Origin of the sequence: Micromonospora citrea, from assembly GCF_049629545.1 — a bacterium.
In the GTDB taxonomy this organism is placed as follows: domain Bacteria; phylum Actinomycetota; class Actinomycetes; order Mycobacteriales; family Micromonosporaceae; genus Micromonospora; species Micromonospora citrea_A.
Genome location: NZ_JBNADX010000007.1, coordinates 1 through 18,819 on the forward strand (window position 1 = coordinate 1; position 18,819 = coordinate 18,819).

The window sequence follows — 18,819 nt, forward strand, 5'->3', positions numbered from 1 at the left end:
ACCCACTACCGCGCCCGGGTCCGGGTCATCCCCGGCGACCACGGCCCCCTCGTCGTCCCCGTCCGCCCCCACTGACCCCCACCCCACCCGCCCTACCTCGCTCCACCCCCGCCCCCTGCCCTGCCTGCCCCCTGCCCTGCCTCGCGATCTTGCAGTTCTGGTGGGGGCAGAGCGCAGCAAAGGGTGCATAGAGGTCACCCAAAGTGCAAGATCGCCGGGGCGGGCCGGGGCGGGCCGGGGCGGGCCGGGGCGGGGCGGGGCGGGGCGAGGCGAGGCGAGGGCGGGGTGGGTGGGGTGGTCAGGTGGGGAGGGTGGTGATGGAGAAGAGGGCGCCCTGGGGGTCGCGGAGGGCGGCGAGGCGGCCCTGCGGGATGTCGTGGGGCGGGACCAGGATGGTGCCGCCGAGTTCGGCGGCGCGGGCGGCGGTGGCGTCGGTGTCCGCCACCGCGAAGTAGACCGACCAGTACGCGGGCAGGTCCGCCGGCAGTTCCTCCAGCGGCGGCATCATGCCGGCCACGATCCGCGCCCCGCACCGCCAGCCGGTGTAGGTGACCGGTCCTATCGGCTCGTCCTCCGGGTGCCAGCCGAAGACCAGCTCGTAGAAGAGCTTCGCGCCGCCCGGGTCGGGGGTGACCAGCTCGTTCCAGCTCATCGCCCCGGGGGCGTTGAACAGTTCGGCACCGCGCATCGCCATCGGCTGCCAGACGCTGAACGTCGCGCCGGCGGGATCCGCGAAGACCCCCATCCGCCCCTGGTCGAAGACGTCGAAGGGGGCGACCAGCACCTGCCCGCCCGCCGCCTCGACCCGGGTGGCCGCGAGGTCGGCGTCGTCGGTGGCCACGTACGTGGACCAGATCGGCACCTGCTCCGGGGTGGCCGGCGGCCCCGCCCCGGCCACCGCCCGCCCGTCCTTCAGGAAGATGGTGTACCCACCCGCCTCGGGCTGGGGGGACACCCGACCCGTCCAGCCGAAGAGTTCGGGGTAGAAGCGCTTGGCGGCCGTCAGGTCGGGGGTGGCCAGATCGGCCCAGCAGGGTGTGCCGGGCTCGACGCCGCTCACGGTGACCCCTTTCCGCCGGTGGGCGGCCCGGCCGGACGCCCTGCCCGCATCGTGGCACCGGCCGGGCCGCGACGGGCCGGAACGGGGCGAAACGTCAGCTGAACCGGCGACCCTCGTCCCGCCGGTACGCCCACGCCGCGAGCGCCGCCAGCCCCACCACCCAGACGACGAGCGAGACCAGCGCGCGGGGGTCCGGCCGCCAGTCGGTGGACGCCGCCCACATCAGCTCCACCGCGCCCCGGGTGGGCAGGTAGGGAGCGACCGCCTTGATGAAGCCGGGCGCGTCGTCCGGGCCGGAGAGCAGGCCGCCGCCGAAGGCGAGCGGGAAGAAGACGATCTGCGCGACGACGATCGCCGCCTTGCTCGGCAGCGAGTAGCCGATCGCGAGCCCCATCAGGGTGAACGGCACCGAGATCACCGCGACCGTGGCGAGGGCCAGCAGGAACTGCACCGGGGTGACCCGGGCGGCGGTGGCCACCGCGGCGATCACCACCACCGGCAGCATCGACACGTACGTCAGCACCAGGCCGGCGAGGATCCGGCCGGCCAGCCGGGGCGCCGGGCCCGCCGGCAGCGTCCGGGTGTACGGGTTCCAGGGCTGGTCGCGGTCCTCGGCGACGCCCACGCCGTACTGGAAGATGTTGGCGGTGAGCACCGAGAAGGTGACCATCGCGGCGGTGGCGTACGTGGCGGCGACGCGGTCGTCCCCGGCGAACGGCACCACGAAGAAGAGCATCGCGGCGGCGGGGAAGAAGGCGCTGCCGAACACCGCGACCGGGATCCGGACGATCTCCAGCAGTTGGTAGCGGGCGTGGACCAGGGCGAGCGTCACCGGGTCACCTCTCGTACGGCGGTCGCCGGCCGGTCGTCGGCGGTGATGGCGAGGAACGCCTCCTCCAGCGAGGTGGGGCGGACCTCCAGGTCGCGGAAGGCCACCCCGGCGGTGACGAGGTCGCGGACGAGCTGGTCGGCGTCGGTGGTCAGCAGGTGGGTACGCCCGTCGGCGTGGGCGGTGTTCACCACGCCGGGCAGCGGTGGCAGCGTGTCGGCGACCAGGCTGACCCGGCGTACGCCGACGATGTCGCGGACCGCGGCGACGGTGTCGTCGGCGAGCACCCGGCCCCGACCCATCACCACCACCCGCTGCGCCAGCGCCTCCACCTCCTCCAGGTAGTGGCTGCTCAGCAGCACGGTGCCGCCCTCGGCGTGGAACGTGCGGATCTGCTCCCAGAGGGTGTGCCGCGCCTCCACGTCGAGCCCGGTGGTCGGCTCGTCGAGGACGACCAGGCGGGGCCGGCCGAGGAAGGCGAGCGCGACGGCGAGCCGGCGGCGCTGCCCGCCGGACAGTCCGCCGGTCTGCCGTCTCACCTGGTCGGTGAGGCCGAAGCGGTCGAGCAGCTCCGCCTTCGGCACCGGGTCGGGGTAGTGCGCGGCGACGAAGTCGACCACCTCGCCGACGCGGAGGGTGCCGGGCAGGCCGGTCTCCTGCGGGGTGACCCCGAGCTGCCGCCGGGACGCCGGGTCGCGGGGGTCGCCGCCGAAGATCTCCACCCGGCCGGCGGTGGGACGGCGCAGCCCGACCAGCAGGTTGATCAGGGTGCTCTTGCCGGCGCCGTTGGGCCCGAGCAGGCCGACCAGTTCACCGGCGCGGACCGCCAGGTCGACGCCGTCGAGGGCGAGCACGTCGCCGTAGCGGCGGGTGACCCGCTCGGCGCGGGCGAGGATCATGGCTGCCGCTCGGCGGGGCGCGGCTGCCGGCCGGCCAAGGCCGTCGGCAGCGGGCGGTGCAGCGCCGGCCCGCCGGGCGGCGGGGTCACGGTGGGCGTCGCGGCCCTGGTCGCCGCCCGCGCGGCGGGGGCGCCGCCGAGCGCGGTGACCAGGAAGGCGAAGGTGGCGTCGGCGATCGGGTCGGGCGTGCCGGGCGCGGCGTAGTGCGTGACGTTGCTGCCCACGGTCACCTGGCGGGTGCCGTCCGGGCTGTGCAGCGAGATCGTGCTGTGCCCGAAGACGACGCCGTCGTGGCCCCAGTGGTCCCCGCCCGGCAGGGCCAGCCGCATCAGGCCGAGGCCGTACCCGCCGGCTTCCGGGACCTCGGGGTCGAACGGCACGGTGGTGCGCATCCGGGCCAGTTCGGCGGGGCGCAGCAGTCGGCCGCCGAGCAGGGCGCGGAAGAAGCGGTCCAGGTCCGCCGCCGTGGAGATCAGCGCCCCGGCCGTCCACGCCCACGACATGTTCGCCACGCTGAAGTCGCGCAGGTTGCCGTCGTACCAGGGCAGGTAGGCGGCGCTGTGCGGGCCGGCGATCCGGGTGCGGCGGCCCGGGAAGCAGGTGTCGTGCAGGCGCAGCGGCCGGATGACCCGGCGGTCGACCTCCGCGGTGGCGGACCGGCCGGTCACCCGTTCGACGATCAGCCCGGCGAGCACGTAGTTGGTGTTGGAGTACGCGAACCGCTCGCCGGGCGCGCCGGTGCGCGGCTCGCCGAGCCCGAGCCGGACGAGGTGCCCGGGGGTGAACGTGGTGTACCGGTGCCGCTCGACGTCCTTCCCGGAGGTGAACAGGACGGTGTCGTAGTCGCCGATGCCGCTGGTGTGGTTGAGCAGCATCTCGACCGTCACCCCGTCGACGGCGTACTCGGGCAGGTGGCGGCCGAGCGGGTCGTCCAGCGCGAGCCGGCCCTCGCCGACGAGGTGCAGCAGCGTGGCGGCGAGGAAGGTCTTGGTGACGCTGCCGACCCGGTGCCGGAAGTGGGCCCGCATCGGGCGGCCGGTGTCCAGGTCGGCGATGCCGCTGGCGCCCCGCCACCGGGACCCGCCGTCGCGCACCTCCGCGAAGACGCCCACCATCCCGGCGTCGGTGATCGCGGTGAGCCCGGCGGCGAGCGCGTCCGCCGGCAGCCGCCGCGTCGCCGCGCCGGCCGGCGTCGCCGCGCCGGTGAGCGGGGACGCGACCGCCAGCGCGGCGCCGGCCCCGGCGGTAAGGAGACTCCGTCGTGACAGTGGCATGTCGACTCCCTCGTGGACGGTCGACGTCCATCCTCGCCGGTCGCCGCAACCCCCGTTCAGCCCAGCGGGGCGGGCAGCGGCGCGGAGTGCAGCACGGCGAGCCGGGAGACCGCCCGGGTCAGCACCACGTAGAGGCGGTGCAGGCCACGCGGCTCGGCGGTGACGATCGCGGCCGGTTCGACGACCACCACGTGGTCGTACTCCAGGCCCTTGACCAGGGTCGCCGGGACCACGGTGACCCGCGCGACGGTGTCGAGGTCGTCGGCGGTCGCGGTCTCGATCCCGGCGGCCGAAAGCGCCGCGCGCAGCCCGTCCACCGCGTCGTCGGCGGCGATCACACCGACCGAGCCGTCGTGCGCGAGCGCGGCGCGCACCTCGTCCACCGTCGCCGCCGTCAGGTCGGTCACGGTACGCACGTCGAGCGCGCCGTCGCGGCGCAGCGACTCGGCCGGAGGCACGTCGACCGCGAGCGCCGGCAGCAGGCGGTTCGCGAACGCGACCACCACGGCGGGCACCCGGAAGCCGACGCTCAGCGGGACCACCGCCGCGTCCGGTTTGCCCAGGTGGGCCAGGGATTCCCGCCAGTCGGTGGCGGCCCAGGGGGCGGTGCCCTGGGCCAGGTCGCCGAGGAGGGTGATCGAGCCGTGCTCGCTGCGCCGGGCGATGGCCCGGCACTGCATTGCGGAGAGGTCCTGCGCCTCGTCGACGACCACGTGCCCGTAGCCGGCGGGGCGTTCGAGCAGCCCGGCCGCCTCGTCGATCAGCACCGCGTCGGCGGCGGTCCATTTCGTCGCCTTCGGGGTGCGGCCGAGTTTCGTGCCGGTCGGCGGAGCGCCTCGTCGTCCGGCCGCCGGACCGGCGGCGGCGTCCGTGCCGTCCGGCTGCCCGGTGGCCGTGCCGAGCAGCAGCGCCTGCTCGTCGGCGGTGAGCAGGCCGTCGGCGGCCGTGGCGAGCGCGTCGGCGTCGGAGAGGAGTCGGTGCAGCAGTCCCTCCGGGGTCAGCGCCGGCCAGACCGCGTCCAGGAAGGTGGTGACCGGCTTCGCCTTGCCCGTCCGGCGCAGCCAGGCGTCGCCGGGCGACTCGGCCCGGCGCGCCTCGGACTGCCGTTGCAGCAGGCCGACCACCCGGGCCCGGACCCGCTCCCGGCCGGTGGCGTAGGGCAGCCCCTCGCGGCGGGTCTCCTCGACCAGCCGGTGCAGTGGTTCGAGGCCGATCCGCCACCGGTACGAGCCGTCCGACACCATGATCGGCTCGGTGGGTGTGCCGATGTGGGCGTCGACGGCCCGGCGCAGCACCTCGGCCATCCGTACGTCGTGCTTGAGCGCGGCCACCGTGGGGTCGTCGACCGCCCGCACCGACACCCGGGTGACCAGGTCCTCCACCGTGGCCTGCTCGACCTCGACCTCGCCGAGGGCCGGCAGCACCGCCGCGATGTACGACAGGAACGCCCGGTTCGGCCCGACGATCAGCACGCCCGAGCGGCGCAGCCGTTCCCGGTGCAGGTAGAGCAGGTACGCGGCCCGGTGCAGCCCGACCGCGGTCTTGCCGGTGCCGGGCGCGCCCTGCACGCAGATCGAGTCGGCCAGGTCGGCCCGGACCAGTTCGTCCTGCTCGGGCTGGATGGTGGCGACGATGTCCCGCATCGGGCCGACGCGGGGCCGCTCGATCTCGGCGGTCAGGATGCGGCTCGCCGTGCCCAGTTCCTCGCCCCGGTCAAGGTGTTCGTCCTCGAAGCTGGTCAGCACGCCGTTGCTGAACCCGAAGCGACGCCGTACCGCGACGCCCTGCGGGTCGCGGGCGCTGGCCCGGTAGAACGACCGGGAGACCGGGGCGCGCCAGTCCAGCACCAGGGGTTCGCCCCGCTCGTCGGTGACGTGCCGGCGGCCGACGTGGTACTCGCGGCCGGCGTGGTCGGCGTCCTGCGCCCCGCTGTGCCGGCCGAAGTCGAGCCGGCCGAAGAAGAGCGGGGTGGTGGGGTCGTCGGCGAGTTCGGCGACCCGCCGGGCCATGTGCCGACCGAGCTGTTCGGCGGTGTAGGCGTCGCCGGCGACCTTGTCACCGGTGGCGAAGAGCGCCTCGGCGCGCTCGCGCATCCGGCGCAGGGCGGCGCGGGAGGTGTCCAGGTGGGCCCGTTCGGCGACGAGTTCGCCGTCCAGGGACTGTTCTCGGGCGTGCAGGGTCATCCACGTACTCCTCGACACGGGGAAAAACGCTGCCGCTCGCGTTTCCGACTCGGTGATCGGCGCGGGGACGTCCGCTGCGGTGCTACTCACCGCGGCCGTCGGGCGGGACAAGGCAGCCTACTCCCGCGTGGCGGCCGGGCAACCGGTTTTCCCGCCGGCCGTCGGCGGGTCGTCGGGCGAGGTGGCTGGCCCGGTCCGCCGGCACGGCGGGATCATGGGGGGATGACCGAGCCGCGCCCGGAGCCGCGCCGGATGACGATCAGCGATCCGCAGGTGATGCGGGCGCTGGCCCATCCGGCCCGAATCGCGATCATGGAGCATCTGAGCACCCTGGACGGGGGTGCGACCGCCACCGAGTGCGCCGAGATCGTCGGGCTGTCACCGAGCGCGACCAGCTACCACCTGCGGGCGCTGGCGAAGTTCGGCCTGGTGGAGCAGGCGCCGAGTCGGGGTGACGCGCGGGAGCGGGTCTGGCGCACGTTCAGCCACAGCTGGATGGTGGACGCCGGCCGGGGCGCCGGGCCGGAGGCGCGCGCGGCCGAGCAGGCGCTGGTCGAGGCGCACGCCGTCCGGGACATGGAGCGCACCCGGGACTGGTTGCGGCGCGCCGGGGACGAGCCCGCCGAGTGGTACGACGCGGCCCTGTTCAGCGACACGCTGCTGCTGCTCACCGCCGACGAGCTGGTCGAGCTGAACGCCGCGGTGACGGCGCTGTTCGAGCCGTACCGGCAGCGCAACCGGTTGGCCGATCCGCCGGCCGGGGCGCGGACCGTGGCGGCGCAGTACAAGGTGGTGCCGCTGGCGTAGCGGGGGGTTGAGTCGATCAGTTGTGAAGCATTATTTTCGAAGTATGTCTTTCACAACTGACGGTTCGCGCTGGCCGGACGTCTGGCTCGCCGCCACCGCCCGGGGCACCACGATCTGCGGGGAGTTCCTCGCCGCCACCGCCCTGGCGCTGGCCCTGCAGGCGTCCGGGGCCGGTGGGCTGGCCGTCTCCGGGCTGCTGCTGGCGGCCACCCTCCCCCTGGTGGCGCTCGCCCCGCTCGCCGGCCGGGTCGCCGACCAGGTCGACAGCCGTACGCTGCTGGTCACCGTCGGCGCGGCGCAGTCCGTGATCTGCCTGCTCCTCGCGTACGCCGAGCACCCGCTCGCCGTCGTCGCGCTCGTCGCGCTGCTGGCCTGCGGGCTCGCGCTGACCCAGCCCTGCCTGGCGGCGCTGCTGCCGGCCATGGTGCGCCGCGACGACCTGCCCCGGGCCAGCGCGGTCCACCAGACCGCGGTCTCCGTCGGCGCGCTCACCGGCCCGGTGCTCGCCGGGCTCCTGGTCGGGCAGTTCGGCACCCGCGTACCGCTGCTCCTGGACGCCGCCTGCTACCTGGCGCTGGTCGCCGCCGGCCTGCTGCTGCGGACCCGGCGCGGCGGCCGGCCGGCGGCCGGCGCGGCCGGCACGACGGCCATGCCCAACCCGGTCTGGAAGCTGCGGCGCGATCCGCTGATGCTCGCCATGGTGGTGACCACGGCGGCGGTGATCACCGCGGTCGGCGGGATCAACGTGGTCGAGGTCTTCTTCATCCGGGAGACCCTGGACTCCTCCACCACCGTGTACGGCCTGGTCGGCGCCGCCTGGATGGCCGGCATGCTGCCCGGCAGCTGGCTCGCCGCCCGGCTGGCCCGCCGGCTCACCGACGACGGCGTCCTCGTGTACGGGGTGCTCGCCACCCTGGGCGGCGTGTCGCTCATGGTGGTGTTCGCCGCCTTCGTGCCGGCCGCCGCTCTGCTGGTACCGCTCTGGCTGGTCGCCGGCGCGGCGAACGGCGGGGACAACGTCTTCGCCAACGTGCTGACCGCCCGGCGGGTGCCGGAGGCGGTACGCGCCCGGGCGTACGCGGTCAACGGCGCGGCCGTGCAGGGCGGGTCGATGGCCGGCTACCTGATCGGCGGGGCGCTGCTGGCGGTGCTGCCCCCACGTCCCCTGATCGCCGCCGCCGGGGTCGCCGGCCTGCTGGTGGTGGCGGCCTTCGTGCCGGTGGTGGTCCGCGCGGTCCGGCGGGCCCGCACCAGCGACGGCGACCGGCCGGCGACGGTGGCCGGCCCGGCCGCAGGAGTCGGCACGGCGGCGGGGGTCGGGCCGGCCGGGGAGCGCCACGAGCCCGGGGAGCAGCCGCCGACCGGGACGCCCGGCGGCCCGGCGGCGGTCGGCAGCCCGGCGGCTGCGGAGTTGGCCACTTCCGAGCCGGCCCGGTGAGCAGGCCGCGCGGTCCGGGGATACGGTCGGGGCATGGCTGAGCGCGTGGCCCGCCCCCGGGTCGGACACATCCAGTTCCTCAACTGTCTGCCGATCTACTGGGGGCTGATGCGCTCCGGCGCGCTGCTCGACGTCGACCTGCACAAGGACTCGCCGGACCGGCTCAGCGCCGCACTGGTCGCCGGTGACCTGGACATCGGGCCGATCTCGCACGTCGAGTACCTGCGGCACGCCGACGAGCTGCTGCTCCTGAAGGACCTGGCGGTGGGCAGCGACGGGCCGGTGCTCTCGGTCAACGTGGTCTCCACCCGGCCGCTGGCCGAGCTGGACGGCGCGCGGGTCGCCCTCGGCTCCACCTCCCGTACCGGGGTGCTCCTCGCCCAGCTCCTGCTCGCCGAGCGGTACGGCGTGCGCCCCGAGTACTTCCGCTGCCCGCCCGATCTGACGCAGATGCTGCTGGAGGCCGACGCCGGGGTGCTCATCGGCGACGTGGCGCTGCGCGCGCTGCACGACGCGCCCCGCCGCGGGCTGGAGGTCACCGACCTCGGGCAGGCCTGGCGGGACTGGACCGGGCTGCCGATGGTCTTCGCCGTCTGGGCGGTACGCCGCGACTTCGCCGCCGCCCACCCGGGCATGGTCAAGGAGGTGCACGAGGCGTTCCTGCGCTCCCGTGACCTGTGCCTGGCCGAACTGGACCAGGTCGCCGAGGCGGCGGCCCGCTGGGAGCCGTTCGACGCGGCGACCCTGGCGACGTACTTCCGTACCCTCGACTTCTCGCTGGGCGAGCGGCAGGTGGCCGGGTTGCGCGAGTTCGCCCGCCGGGCCGCGACGGCCGGCGAGGCCCCGCCGCTGCCCGACGGCGGGCCGGAGTTCTTCGCCGGCTGACCCCGGCATCCTGCGGCCGACCGTCGCCAGGACGCCGATGTGGCGGTGTCCCGGACCCGGGAACACCGCCACATCGGCGAAACGGCGGAGCAGGGGGCCGACTCAGACGTCCTTGCCGAGCACCGCCTCGGTGATCTTCTGGCAGTTCTTCATGCCGTAGTCGTAACCCATGCCGACCGGGTAGCGGACCATCACGCCCATCGTCCAACCATCGCCGATGGCCAGGCAGTTGATGTGCATCTCCTGCTCCCGGGTCCGGTCGACCCAGCCGTTCTTGATCGCGATGGTCTTGCGCTCGGCGGCCGGGAACGCCTTGCGGATGCCGAAGTCGCCCGCGCCGCGCACCAGGCGCATCTCGTTGATCAGCCACTTGGTCCACTTCGGGCCCGCCGCCCGACCGTCGGCGATGCACGCCCCGAGCCGCGTGGTGTCCCGCGGGGACAGGTTCGTCCGGCTCCAGCCACCGTCGGCGGCCGGGCTGCTGTCGGTCATCTCGCAGATGGAGACCATCCGCTTGATCGCGGCGGACCGTCCGATCAAGTTGTAGAACTGCTCGGCCCGGGTGTTGTCGCTGTCCCGGATGATCCGGGTGGCGTCGGCGAGCTTGGCGTCGCTCGGGGTCTTCCCGGCCTCGGCCGTCCGGCGCAGGTAGTCGGCGACGATCCAGGACTTGATCAGCGACGCGGTGGTGCTGGTCTCGTCCATGTTCTCCGAGCCGAAGATCTCTCCGGTCCGGGTGTCCTGGACGCTCCAGGCGTACCAGCCCTTGAGGTCGAGGTCGACCTGCTGGTCACGGAACGGCAGCGGCTCCAGCGAGGGGCTCGGGGTGGGGGTCGCCCTCGGCCGGTCGCTGCGGTCGGAGGGCGCGCTCGTGGACCGTCCGGGCGAGGACGGCTCGCCCCAGCGCGAGGCGGCGGCCGAGGCCAACGGCGAGCCGGGCAGCAGGCGCAGCGAGACCAGCACCAGGCCGATCAGGATCGCGGCGACGGCGGCGAACTTCAGCGGGGCGTGGTCGCGCCGGCCGCGCCTGTCGCGGGTCATCAGAGTTTCCCGACCGGCTGCTGCGGGACCTTGAGGGCCGCGCCGGGCTGCGGCGTGACGAGCTGGGTCGCGACGCCGGCGCAGACCTTCGCGCCGTACGTCAGCTTCTGCGACTGCGGGTAGCGCAACATGACGGCGAGACTCCACTTGTCGGTGACGGCAAGACAGTTCACGTGCCAGTTGCCGTCGTAGTTCAACGCCGTCCAGCCGTTCTTGATGCTGACCGGCCCCTGGGCCTTGATCTCGGCGGGCAGGCCGTCCACGATGCCCCACTTGCCGCCGCCGGAGCGCGCCTGCTGCTGGGTGACGCTGCCGCGCACCTTGGCCATCTCGTCCAGCACCCACCTGGTCCACTTCTGGCCGGCGGCCTTGCCGTCGGCGATGCAGTCGCCCAGCCGGACGGCGTCGCGCGGCGACATCCGGGTGAAGCTCCAGTAGCCCTCGTAGGTCGGGACGTTGCCGCGTTTGGTGTCGGTGAGGCCGCAGATCTTGACGGCCCGCTGGATCACCGGGTCCAACTGGCCCTTCGGCTCCGGCCGGTACGTGCCGCCGGCGGCGGCGAAGACCTTGTTCGCCCCGGTGTCGTCGCTGTCCCGGATGGCGGTGCTGGCGGCCTTCTTCAACGCCGCCGTCGGTTCCTTGTCGCCGAGTTGGCGCAGGTAGTCGGCGACGATCCAGACCTTGATCATCGACTCGGTGGAGCTGGTCGAGGTCATGTTCTTCGAGCCGACGATCGTGTCGGCCTGCCGGTCCAGCAGGGCCCAGCCGAAGAACTCGCCCTTGAAGTTCACCGAGACCGGGCCGGCGGCCAGGGTCGGTGCCGGGGGCGCGGTGGGTGCGGGGGCGGGGACCAGTTCGGCACCGCCACCGACGCCGCCGTCGTCGGACAGGCGCGCGTACGCGGCGGGCACCAGGAGGCCGGCGCCGAGCAGGACCGCCAGTACGGCGAGCACCATGATCACGCGGGATCGCATGAGTGGGTGGACTCCAGATGTCAGGCCGGGGGGACCGGCTGTTCGCATGGGTCGGCTCGACCGCCGCGGCCGGGGGAGGTGGCCGTCGTCTTGGTGGCGATCGTCAGCAGCCGATCGGTGTGCCGGGGGGAAGTCTACGTTCGGAAATGCGACACGCCAGGATCCGACGCTTAGGTATTTGCTGTGAAGCCCGGCGGAACACACATTCCGCGTAGCTTGGGAGGATTCATGTTGAAAAAGTGAGACGAATCATAGATCAGCCCTGGCTGGTGGCGGGATCGTCACGGCGGGTCGCCCTTCCGGGGCCGGTTCAGAAATCTGTTACACCCTCTGGTTTTGCCAAAGGTCAGCTGTAACACTTGAGAGATGTATGGCAACGACTTCGCCGCGGAGGACGCTCCGGGCGGCGGCCTGCTCGGCCAGGTCGAGGCGGCCGAGGCGGCGCTGCGCGAGGCGGCGGCGCGGGGACGTCGCGGCGCGCCGGAGCCCGGCGAGGACCTCGAGGCGTACTTCGCCGACGTCATCGACGCCGATCAGAAGATCGAGCCGCGCGACTGGATGCCGGAGGCGTACCGCCGGACGCTGATCCGGCAGATCGCCCAGCACGCGCACTCGGAGATCATCGGGATGCAGCCCGAGGGGAACTGGATCAGCCGCGCCCCCTCGCTCAAGCGCAAGGCGATCCTGCTGGCCAAGGTGCAGGACGAGGCCGGCCACGGCCTCTACCTCTACGCCGCCGCCGAGACCCTCGGCATCAGCCGCGACGAACTCGTACGGCTGCTGCTCGACGGTCGGCAGAAGTACAGCTCGATCTTCAACTACCCGACGTTGACCTGGGCCGACGTCGGCGCGATCGGCTGGCTGGTGGACGGCGCGGCCATCGTCAACCAGGTCCCGCTCTGCCGCTGCTCCTACGGGCCGTACGCGCGGGCCATGATCCGGGTCTGCAAGGAGGAGTCCTTCCACCAGCGGCAGGGCTACGAGATCCTGCACACGCTGTCGCACGGCACCCCGGCGCAGAAGCGGATGGCGCAGGACGCCGTCGACCGCTGGTGGTACCCGTCACTGGCGATGTTCGGCCCGCCGGACGGCGACTCGACCCACTCCGCCCAGTCGATGGCCTGGAAGATCAAGCGGTTCTCCAACGACGAGCTGCGCCAGCGCTTCGTCGACATGTGCGTGCAGCAGGCCGAGATCCTCGGCCTCACCCTGCCCGACCCCGACCTGCGCTGGAACGACGAGCGGCAGGCGTACGACTACACCCAGCCCGACTACGACGAGCTGATGCAGGTGATCAAGGGGAACGGGCCGTGCAACCGGCAGCGGATGGAGCACCGCCGGCGGGCCCACGACGAGGGGGCCTGGGTACGCGAGGCCGCCACGGCGTACGCCGCCAAGCAGTCGGCGAGGCAGAAGGAGAAGGTGGCGGCGTGAGCGAGCGCAGCGAGCGGACCGGTCGGCCCGGCGAGGAAGGCCCCTCGCCGCTCTGGGAGGTCTTCGTGCGGGCCCGACGCGGGCTGTCGCACACCCACGTCGGCAGCCTGCACGCCCCCGACGCCGAGCTGGCCCTGCGCAACGCCCGGGACCTCTACACCCGCCGCCAGGAGGGGGTGTCGATCTGGGTGGTGCCGGCGAGCGCCATCACCGCGTCCAGCCCCGACGAGAAGGACGCCTTCTTCGACCCGGCGGCGGACAAGGTCTACCGTCACCCCACCTTCTACGAGGTGCCGGACGGGGTGGCCCACCTGTGAACGGCCCCTTCGACTTCACCCTCCGGATCGGCGACGACGCGCTGGTCGCGGCGCAGCGGCTGGCCGAGTGGACCTCCCGCGCGCCGGAGATGGAGGAGGACATCGCGCTGGCCAACATCGCTCTCGACCAGCTCGGCGCGGCCCGCCTGCTGCTGACGTACGCGGGTGAGCTGGAGGGCGCCGGGCGGGACGAGGACGCGCTGGCGTACCTGCGCGACGACCGGGAGTTCCGCAACTGCCTGCTGGTGGAGCTGCCCAACGGCGACTTCGCGGTGACCATGGTGAAGCTGCTGCTGCTGGCCGCGTACCAGGTGCCGCTCTACACCGCGCTGGCCGGCTGCGCCGACGAGCGACTGGCCGCGATCGGCGCGAAGGCGCGCAAGGAGTCCGCGTACCACCTGGACCACGCCTCGCTGTGGGTGAAGCGGCTCGGCGACGGCACCGAGGAGTCGCACCGCCGCGCCCAGGCCGCCCTGGAGCTTCTCTGGCCGTACCACCACGAGCTGTTCACGGCGGACCCGGCGGCGCCGGTCGACCCGGCCACCCTGCGGGCCGACTTCGACGCCACCGTCTCCGCCGTGCTCGACGAGGCCACCCTCACCCGGCCGGAGGGCGGTTGGGCGCCGGCCGGCGGCCGGGACGGCGTGCACACCGAGCACCTGTCGTACCTGCTGGCCGAGATGCAGGTGCTGCACCGGGCCCATCCCGGAGCGCACTGGTGAGCGCGAGGAGTGCAGCGAAGCGGAGCCCCGCAGTCGCGAACGGAAGGCGGCACTGGTGACACCCAGGGAGGCGGCCGCGTCGGTGGTGGATCCGGAGATCCGGGTCATCACCATCGACGAGCTGGGCATTCTGCGGGCGGTGGAGGAGGACCCGGCCGGCGGCCGGGTCGTCGTCACCATCACCCCGACCTACACCGGCTGCCCGGCGATGGACGTGATCCGTGCCGACATCCGCCGGGCGCTCGCCGCCGCCGGCCACCCGGACGCCGAGGTCCGTACGGTGTACAGCCCCGCCTGGAGCACCGACTGGATCACCGAGGCGGGTCGGGCGAAGCTGGCCGCCGCCGGCATCGCCCCGCCGGCCCCCGCCGCCCACGGCGGCACCGTGGTGCCGCTGACCCTCGCCGTACGCTGCCCGCGCTGCGGATCGCCCGAGACCGAGCAGGTGAGCCGCTTCGGCTCCACCGCCTGCAAGGCGCTCTGGCGGTGCCGCTCCTGCCGTGAACCCTTCGACCACCTGAAGGCGCTGTGACTGTCACCATCACCCGCCCGGTCCGCCGCCGGCCCGTCTTCCACCCGCTGCACGTCGCCGCCGTGGACCGGCTCACCGACGACGCCGTGGCGATCACCTTCGCCGTGCCGGAGGAACTGCGGGAGACCTTCGCGTTCTCCGCCGGGCAGCACCTCACGGTGCGGCGGATCGGGGAGGCCGGGGTGGACGTCCGGCGGTCGTACTCGATCTGCTCGACGCCGGACGAGCTGGCCCGGCACGGCCGGCTGCGGATCGGGGTGCGGGAGGTCCCCGGCGGCGCGTTCTCCGCGTACGCCTGCGGGGCCCTGCGCGGCGGCGACACCGTCGAGGTGCTGCCCCCGCTCGGGCACTTCACCACGGCGTTCGCGCCGGAGCGGGTCCGCCGCTACGGCGCGGTGGTCGCCGGCTCCGGCATCACCCCGGTGCTCGCGCTGGTCGCGACCGCCCTGGCCGTCGAGCCGGCCAGCACCTTCACCCTGGTGTACGGCAACCGCACGGCCAACACGGTGATGTTCGCCGAGGAGTTGGCCGACCTGAAGGACCGCTACCCGACGCGGCTGCACCTGGTGCACGTGCTCTCCCGGGAGCCGGGCGAGTCGCCGTTGCTGTCGGGGCGGATCGACGCCGACCGGCTGACCCGGCTGCTGGACACGATCGTCCCCGGCGACGCGATCGAGGAGTGGTTCCTCTGCGGCCCGTACGGGATGGTGGTGGACGCGAAGGCGGTGCTGACCGGGCGCGGGGTGCCCGAGTCGGCGGTGCGCACCGAACTGTTCCACGTCGACGCCCCGCCGGAGCCGGTGCGCCGGCCCGCCGACGAGCCGGGCGCCGGCACCGAGGTGACCATCGTGCTGGACGGCCGCTCGTCGCGCTTCACGATGGGGCGGGAGGAGCGGGTGCTGGACGCCGCGCTGAAGGTCCGCGGCGAGCTGCCGTACGCCTGCAAGGGCGGGGTCTGCTCGACCTGCAAGGCCAAGGTCGTCTCCGGTGAGGTGACGATGGCCCGCAACTACGCCCTGGAGCCGGACGAGGTGGCGGCCGGGTACGTGCTCACCTGCCAGTCCAGCCCGACCACCGACACCCTCACGGTCGACTACGACGCCTGACGGGCGGCGGCGCGGGTCAGCTTGTTCCGACACGCCCGCCCGTCGCACGTGCTCGAAGAGCAGCCGTTGATCGGCCCTGAGGGTGGAGTCGTCTCTCTCGAGCACCAGGCGGGCCGCGCTGATCTTGGCCGCATGGTCGACCAGTTCGACGAGGCAGTCGTCCCGCGCCGCCTTCATGCTCCGATGCCGACTGCCGTCGAGGACGATGGCGAGGGCCCGGCACGTCACATCTGGAACACCGCCGCAGGGCTGGAGCAGCTGACCGGCGTACCCTCAAGGACGTGACGGTGAGCCGGGAGATCGACGACATCCTGCAGCGCGGCGCGGACGGCGGGCGGATCACGCCCGAGGAGGCCCTGCTGCTCTACACCGAGGCGCCCTTCCACGCCCTCGGCGAGGCGGCGGACGCGGTCCGTCGGCGGCGCTACCCGGACAACGTCGTCACCTACCTGATCGACCGCAACATCAACTACACGAACGTCTGCGTGACGGCGTGCAAGTTCTGCGCGTTCTTCCGGGCCCCCAAGCACAAGGAGGGCTGGACCCACCCGACCGAGGAGATCCTGCGCCGCTGCGGCGAGGCGGTCGAGCTGGGCGCCACCCAGGTGATGCTCCAGGGCGGCCACCACCCGGACTACGGGGTGGAGTACTACGAGGAGCTCTTCTCCTCGGTCAAGAAGGCGTACCCGCAGCTCGCCATCCACTCCATCGGGCCGAGCGAGATCCTGCACATGGCCAAGGTCTCCGGCGTGAGCCTGGACGAGGCCATCGCCCGGATCAAGGCGGCCGGGCTCGACTCGATCGCCGGCGCCGGCGCGGAGATGCTGCCGGAGCGGCCCCGCAAGGCGATCGCCCCGCTCAAGGAGTCGGGCGCGCGCTGGCTGGAGGTCATGGAGTTGGCGCACCGGCAGGGCATCGAGTCGACCGCCACCATGATGATGGGCACCGGCGAGACCAACGCCGAGCGGATCGAGCACCTGCGGATGATCCGCGACGTGCAGGACCGCACCAGCGGCTTCCGGGCCTTCATCCCGTGGACGTACCAACCGGAGAACAACCACCTCAAGGGCCGTACCCAGGCCACCACCCTGGAGTACCTGCGGTTGGTCGCGGTGGCCCGGCTCTTCTTCGAGACGGTGCCGCACCTGCAGGCGTCCTGGCTGACCACCGGCAAGGACGTCGGCCAGCTCGCGCTGCACATGGGCGTGGACGACCTGGGCTCGATCATGCTGGAGGAGAACGTCATCTCCTCGGCCGGTGCCCGGCACCGCTCCAACCTGCACGAGCTGATCGGCATGATCCGTTCGGCGGGGCGGATCCCGGCCCAGCGGGACACCCTCTACCGCCGGCTGGCCGTGCACCACACGCCGGCCGACGACCCGACCGACGAGCGGGTGGTCTCGCACTTCTCCTCGATCGCCATGCCGGGCGGTGGCGCCGGGCGGCAGTTGCCGCTGGTCGACGCCCGCTGACGGGCCGGCCCTCCGCCCTTCGGTCAGGTGGCGGCGTCCGAGCGGCGTCACCACGACGGCCGGACGGCGTGGAGCCGGTGCCGTGACGGTCGCCGATGGCCGGCGCGGCGGCGAGCGGGGCAGCGGGGGCTGCTGACCCGTCGCTAGGGTGCGGCGTACCGCTCACCCTTCCGACGGGGGAAACCTTCCATGATCTTCCGTAACCGGCCGCTGGCGCGGCTCGGCGCCGCCGCCCTGCTCGCCTCCGGCGCGTTCACCGTGCTCGGCACTCCCGCGTACGCCGAGGGCGCGGGCACCGACCTGTCCATCGACGTCGCCGGCACCCGGGTCGCCGCGGGCACCGAGGGCAAGCTCGGCTACATCACCATCGGCAACAAGGGCGACGTGACCCCGACCGACGTCCGGATCACCCTGGACGTCTCCCAGCTCGACCTGGACAAGGTGGGGCTCTCCCCGTTCGCCGAGCGTGAGTGCGAGGAGACCGAGGTCGACGGCCGGCTCGTCTGGGAGTGCGTCGTGCCCGGGTTCGCCGTCCCGGCCCCCGGCGAGACGTCGGAGCTGCCGCTGGTGGTGTTCCGCAACACCGACGCGCTGAAGGGCGCGTACTCCGCGCCGGTCACCTTCACGGTGGTCACGCCGGGCGACACGAACGCCGCGAACAACTCCGAGACGGTCCAGGTCGAACTCACCGACGAGAACGGCGTCGACATTTCGGTGTGGGCCCCGGACATCGACCTCCAGCTCGTCTGGAAGCCCGGCGGCGAGCCGGACGTGAAGAAGCCGGTGCTCAACCCGGGCGACGAGACCGTCGCCTTCGCGGGCATCAGGAACCAGGGCGACATGATCGCCGACGGCCTCGACTTCACCATCGCCCTACCCAAGGGGGTCACCCTCACCGAGGACCTGAAGGGGTGCACGGTCGCCGCCGACCGGCGCAGCGCCACCTGTGGGGCGGGCAGCACCCGGCTCCAGCCGGGCCGCGAGGTGTGGGGCGTCTTCCCGGTGAAGGTCGCCGCCGACGTCGAGGCGCCGGTCATCCTCACCGGCGGCACCATCGGGGCCACCGCCCGGGGCGAGCTGCCGGTGACCGAGAAGAGCCTCGCCGAGGCCGCCGCCGGCGAGCTGCCGTCGTTCCTGACCGAGAAGGTCACCCTGGCCGAGGACATCGACCCGAGCGACAACAGCGACGACTTCGCGGTCAAGGTCGCCGCCGCCACCAACGGCGGTGGTGGCGGCGACGGTGACGACGGCGGTCTGCCGGTCACTGGCCCGCAGGCCGGCCTGATCGGTGGCGTCGGCGTGGCGGTGCTGGCCGCCGGTGGCGCGTTGCTGATGATGGCGCGGCGTCGCCGGGTGGTGCTGGTGACCCCGGGCGACGAGAAGCCGACCGCCTGACGGCTCCGCGCCGGCGTGGGTGGGGGACGACCTCTCGCCCACGCCGGGTGACCGGCCGCCTGCGTCCGGGTGACCGACCGAAAGTCCTGATCGGAGCCGTCGGGACGGTATTCCTGACGACCGTTCGGACGACCGGTGGGCCGGAGCGTCCGGCACAAGAGCTGTCAATCCCGACAATCTCCGGGTGGCGGTGGGGTGCTCGGCCCGGTGGCGACCGGCGCGGGGGCTGGCGGGGCCGACCAGGGGGCGCTAACGTGCGGCCCGCGTACCTTTCGACGCCTGTTCGAGCAGGTGGGAAGGGGCCGGCCGACAATCGAGGCGTGTCCTCCATCGGCCCATGAGGGCCGTTCACATATAACGCACGGCAGTGGGGGGGGGGGGGGGGGTCCCCCCCCCCCCCCCCCCCCCCCCCTTCTCTCCGGGGGCGGGGGGAAAAAACTCCCCACCCCCC

The 18,819-nt window shown here is 73.5% G+C and carries 17 protein-coding genes; 10 read left to right on the plus strand and 7 right to left on the minus strand.

The window, feature by feature from the left end; genetic code table 11:
• Positions 1-298: 298 nt before the first annotated feature.
• The 5 genes from ACPFP2_RS09880 to ACPFP2_RS09900 form a co-directional block, all read right to left on the minus strand.
• Positions 299-1,060 carry a VOC family protein gene (locus tag ACPFP2_RS09880; RefSeq protein WP_424088241.1) on the minus strand — a complete coding sequence of 254 codons (762 nt, stop codon included), beginning with the start codon at positions 1,058-1,060 and terminating at the stop codon, positions 299-301.
• Between the two features lie 94 nt (positions 1,061-1,154).
• Positions 1,155-1,892, minus strand: coding sequence for an ABC transporter permease (locus ACPFP2_RS09885; protein ID WP_424088243.1), 738 nt, complete (start codon positions 1,890-1,892; stop codon positions 1,155-1,157).
• Positions 1,889-2,788, minus strand: a complete 900-nt coding sequence (locus tag ACPFP2_RS09890; RefSeq protein WP_424088245.1) for an ABC transporter ATP-binding protein — start codon at positions 2,786-2,788, stop codon at positions 1,889-1,891. Before ACPFP2_RS09890 ends, ACPFP2_RS09885 begins: the two co-directional genes overlap by 4 nt.
• On the minus strand, positions 2,785-4,062 hold the full coding sequence (locus ACPFP2_RS09895; protein WP_424088247.1) for a serine hydrolase domain-containing protein: 1,278 nt from the start codon (positions 4,060-4,062) through the stop codon (positions 2,785-2,787). Before ACPFP2_RS09895 ends, ACPFP2_RS09890 begins: the two co-directional genes overlap by 4 nt.
• Before the next feature lie 56 nt (positions 4,063-4,118).
• Positions 4,119-6,245 carry a HelD family protein gene (locus ACPFP2_RS09900; protein WP_424088249.1) on the minus strand — a complete coding sequence of 709 codons (2,127 nt, stop codon included), beginning with the start codon at positions 6,243-6,245 and terminating at the stop codon, positions 4,119-4,121.
• Between the two features lie 222 nt (positions 6,246-6,467).
• Between ACPFP2_RS09900 and ACPFP2_RS09905 the strand changes: the two genes are divergently transcribed.
• From ACPFP2_RS09905 to ACPFP2_RS09915, 3 genes are read left to right on the plus strand one after another with little or no spacing between them, the layout of a single operon-like run.
• On the plus strand, positions 6,468-7,052 hold the full coding sequence (locus ACPFP2_RS09905) for an ArsR/SmtB family transcription factor (protein WP_424088251.1): 585 nt from the start codon (positions 6,468-6,470) through the stop codon (positions 7,050-7,052).
• Between the two features lie 43 nt (positions 7,053-7,095).
• Positions 7,096-8,490 (plus strand): MFS transporter, encoded by a 1,395-nt coding sequence (locus tag ACPFP2_RS09910; RefSeq protein ID WP_424088253.1) that lies wholly within the window; start codon positions 7,096-7,098, stop codon positions 8,488-8,490.
• Between the two features lie 33 nt (positions 8,491-8,523).
• Positions 8,524-9,375 carry a menaquinone biosynthetic enzyme MqnA/MqnD family protein gene (locus ACPFP2_RS09915; protein ID WP_424088255.1) on the plus strand — a complete coding sequence of 284 codons (852 nt, stop codon included), beginning with the start codon at positions 8,524-8,526 and terminating at the stop codon, positions 9,373-9,375.
• Between the two features lie 102 nt (positions 9,376-9,477).
• Here the strand turns inward: ACPFP2_RS09915 and ACPFP2_RS09920 are convergent, their stop codons facing one another.
• Both ACPFP2_RS09920 and ACPFP2_RS09925 read right to left on the minus strand, forming a co-directional pair.
• Positions 9,478-10,416 (minus strand): hypothetical protein, encoded by a 939-nt coding sequence (locus ACPFP2_RS09920; RefSeq protein WP_424088257.1) that lies wholly within the window; start codon positions 10,414-10,416, stop codon positions 9,478-9,480.
• The gene (locus ACPFP2_RS09925) at positions 10,416-11,390 is read right to left on the minus strand and encodes a hypothetical protein (protein WP_424088258.1); all 975 of its coding nucleotides are present in this window, start codon (positions 11,388-11,390) and stop codon (positions 10,416-10,418) included. The genes ACPFP2_RS09920 and ACPFP2_RS09925 overlap by 1 nt, the downstream gene beginning before the upstream one ends.
• A gap of 366 nt (positions 11,391-11,756) precedes the next feature.
• On the opposite strand from ACPFP2_RS09925, the gene paaA reads away from it, so the two are divergent.
• The 7 genes from paaA (at position 11,757) to ACPFP2_RS09960 (ending at position 18,368) form a co-directional block, all read left to right on the plus strand.
• On the plus strand, positions 11,757-12,824 hold the full coding sequence (paaA, locus tag ACPFP2_RS09930) for a 1,2-phenylacetyl-CoA epoxidase subunit PaaA (protein WP_424088259.1): 1,068 nt from the start codon (positions 11,757-11,759) through the stop codon (positions 12,822-12,824).
• The gene (paaB, locus tag ACPFP2_RS09935; protein WP_088976994.1) at positions 12,821-13,141 is read left to right on the plus strand and encodes a 1,2-phenylacetyl-CoA epoxidase subunit PaaB; all 321 of its coding nucleotides are present in this window, start codon (positions 12,821-12,823) and stop codon (positions 13,139-13,141) included. Before paaA ends, paaB begins: the two co-directional genes overlap by 4 nt.
• On the plus strand, positions 13,138-13,863 hold the full coding sequence (paaC, locus tag ACPFP2_RS09940) for a 1,2-phenylacetyl-CoA epoxidase subunit PaaC (RefSeq protein WP_424088262.1): 726 nt from the start codon (positions 13,138-13,140) through the stop codon (positions 13,861-13,863). The genes paaB and paaC overlap by 4 nt, the downstream gene beginning before the upstream one ends.
• Positions 13,864-13,915: 52 nt before the next feature.
• A complete protein-coding gene (gene paaD / locus ACPFP2_RS09945; RefSeq protein ID WP_424088633.1) occupies positions 13,916-14,395 on the plus strand; it encodes a 1,2-phenylacetyl-CoA epoxidase subunit PaaD in 480 nt (159 codons plus the stop codon).
• Positions 14,392-15,501: a 1,2-phenylacetyl-CoA epoxidase subunit PaaE gene (paaE, locus tag ACPFP2_RS09950; protein ID WP_424088264.1), complete on the plus strand. Its 1,110-nt coding sequence runs from the start codon at positions 14,392-14,394 to the stop codon at positions 15,499-15,501. Before paaD ends, paaE begins: the two co-directional genes overlap by 4 nt.
• A gap of 281 nt (positions 15,502-15,782) precedes the next feature.
• Positions 15,783-16,973 carry a cyclic dehypoxanthinyl futalosine synthase gene (mqnC, locus tag ACPFP2_RS09955; RefSeq protein WP_424088266.1) on the plus strand — a complete coding sequence of 397 codons (1,191 nt, stop codon included), beginning with the start codon at positions 15,783-15,785 and terminating at the stop codon, positions 16,971-16,973.
• 189 nt (positions 16,974-17,162) lie between these two features.
• A complete protein-coding gene (locus ACPFP2_RS09960; RefSeq protein ID WP_424088268.1) occupies positions 17,163-18,368 on the plus strand; it encodes a hypothetical protein in 1,206 nt (401 codons plus the stop codon).
• Positions 18,369-18,819 lie beyond the last annotated feature (451 nt).

What these genes read in the sequence shown, in the direction of transcription:
- ACPFP2_RS09890 (WP_424088245.1), bottom strand. Translation starts at nt 2,788, where the DNA reads ATGATCCTCGCCCGCGCCGAGCGGGTCACCCGCCGCTACGGCGACGTG.
- ACPFP2_RS09895 (WP_424088247.1), bottom strand. Translation starts at nt 4,062, where the DNA reads ATGCCACTGTCACGACGGAGTCTCCTTACCGCCGGGGCCGGCGCCGCG.
- ACPFP2_RS09900 (WP_424088249.1), bottom strand. Translation starts at nt 6,245, where the DNA reads ATGACCCTGCACGCCCGAGAACAGTCCCTGGACGGCGAACTCGTCGCC.
- ACPFP2_RS09905 (WP_424088251.1), top strand. Translation starts at nt 6,468, where the DNA reads ATGACCGAGCCGCGCCCGGAGCCGCGCCGGATGACGATCAGCGATCCG.
- ACPFP2_RS09910 (WP_424088253.1), top strand. Translation starts at nt 7,096, where the DNA reads ATGTCTTTCACAACTGACGGTTCGCGCTGGCCGGACGTCTGGCTCGCC.
- ACPFP2_RS09915 (WP_424088255.1), top strand. Translation starts at nt 8,524, where the DNA reads ATGGCTGAGCGCGTGGCCCGCCCCCGGGTCGGACACATCCAGTTCCTC.
- ACPFP2_RS09920 (WP_424088257.1), bottom strand. Translation starts at nt 10,416, where the DNA reads ATGACCCGCGACAGGCGCGGCCGGCGCGACCACGCCCCGCTGAAGTTC.
- ACPFP2_RS09925 (WP_424088258.1), bottom strand. Translation starts at nt 11,390, where the DNA reads ATGCGATCCCGCGTGATCATGGTGCTCGCCGTACTGGCGGTCCTGCTC.
- paaA (WP_424088259.1), top strand. Translation starts at nt 11,757, where the DNA reads ATGTATGGCAACGACTTCGCCGCGGAGGACGCTCCGGGCGGCGGCCTG.
- ACPFP2_RS09960 (WP_424088268.1), top strand. Translation starts at nt 17,163, where the DNA reads ATGATCTTCCGTAACCGGCCGCTGGCGCGGCTCGGCGCCGCCGCCCTG.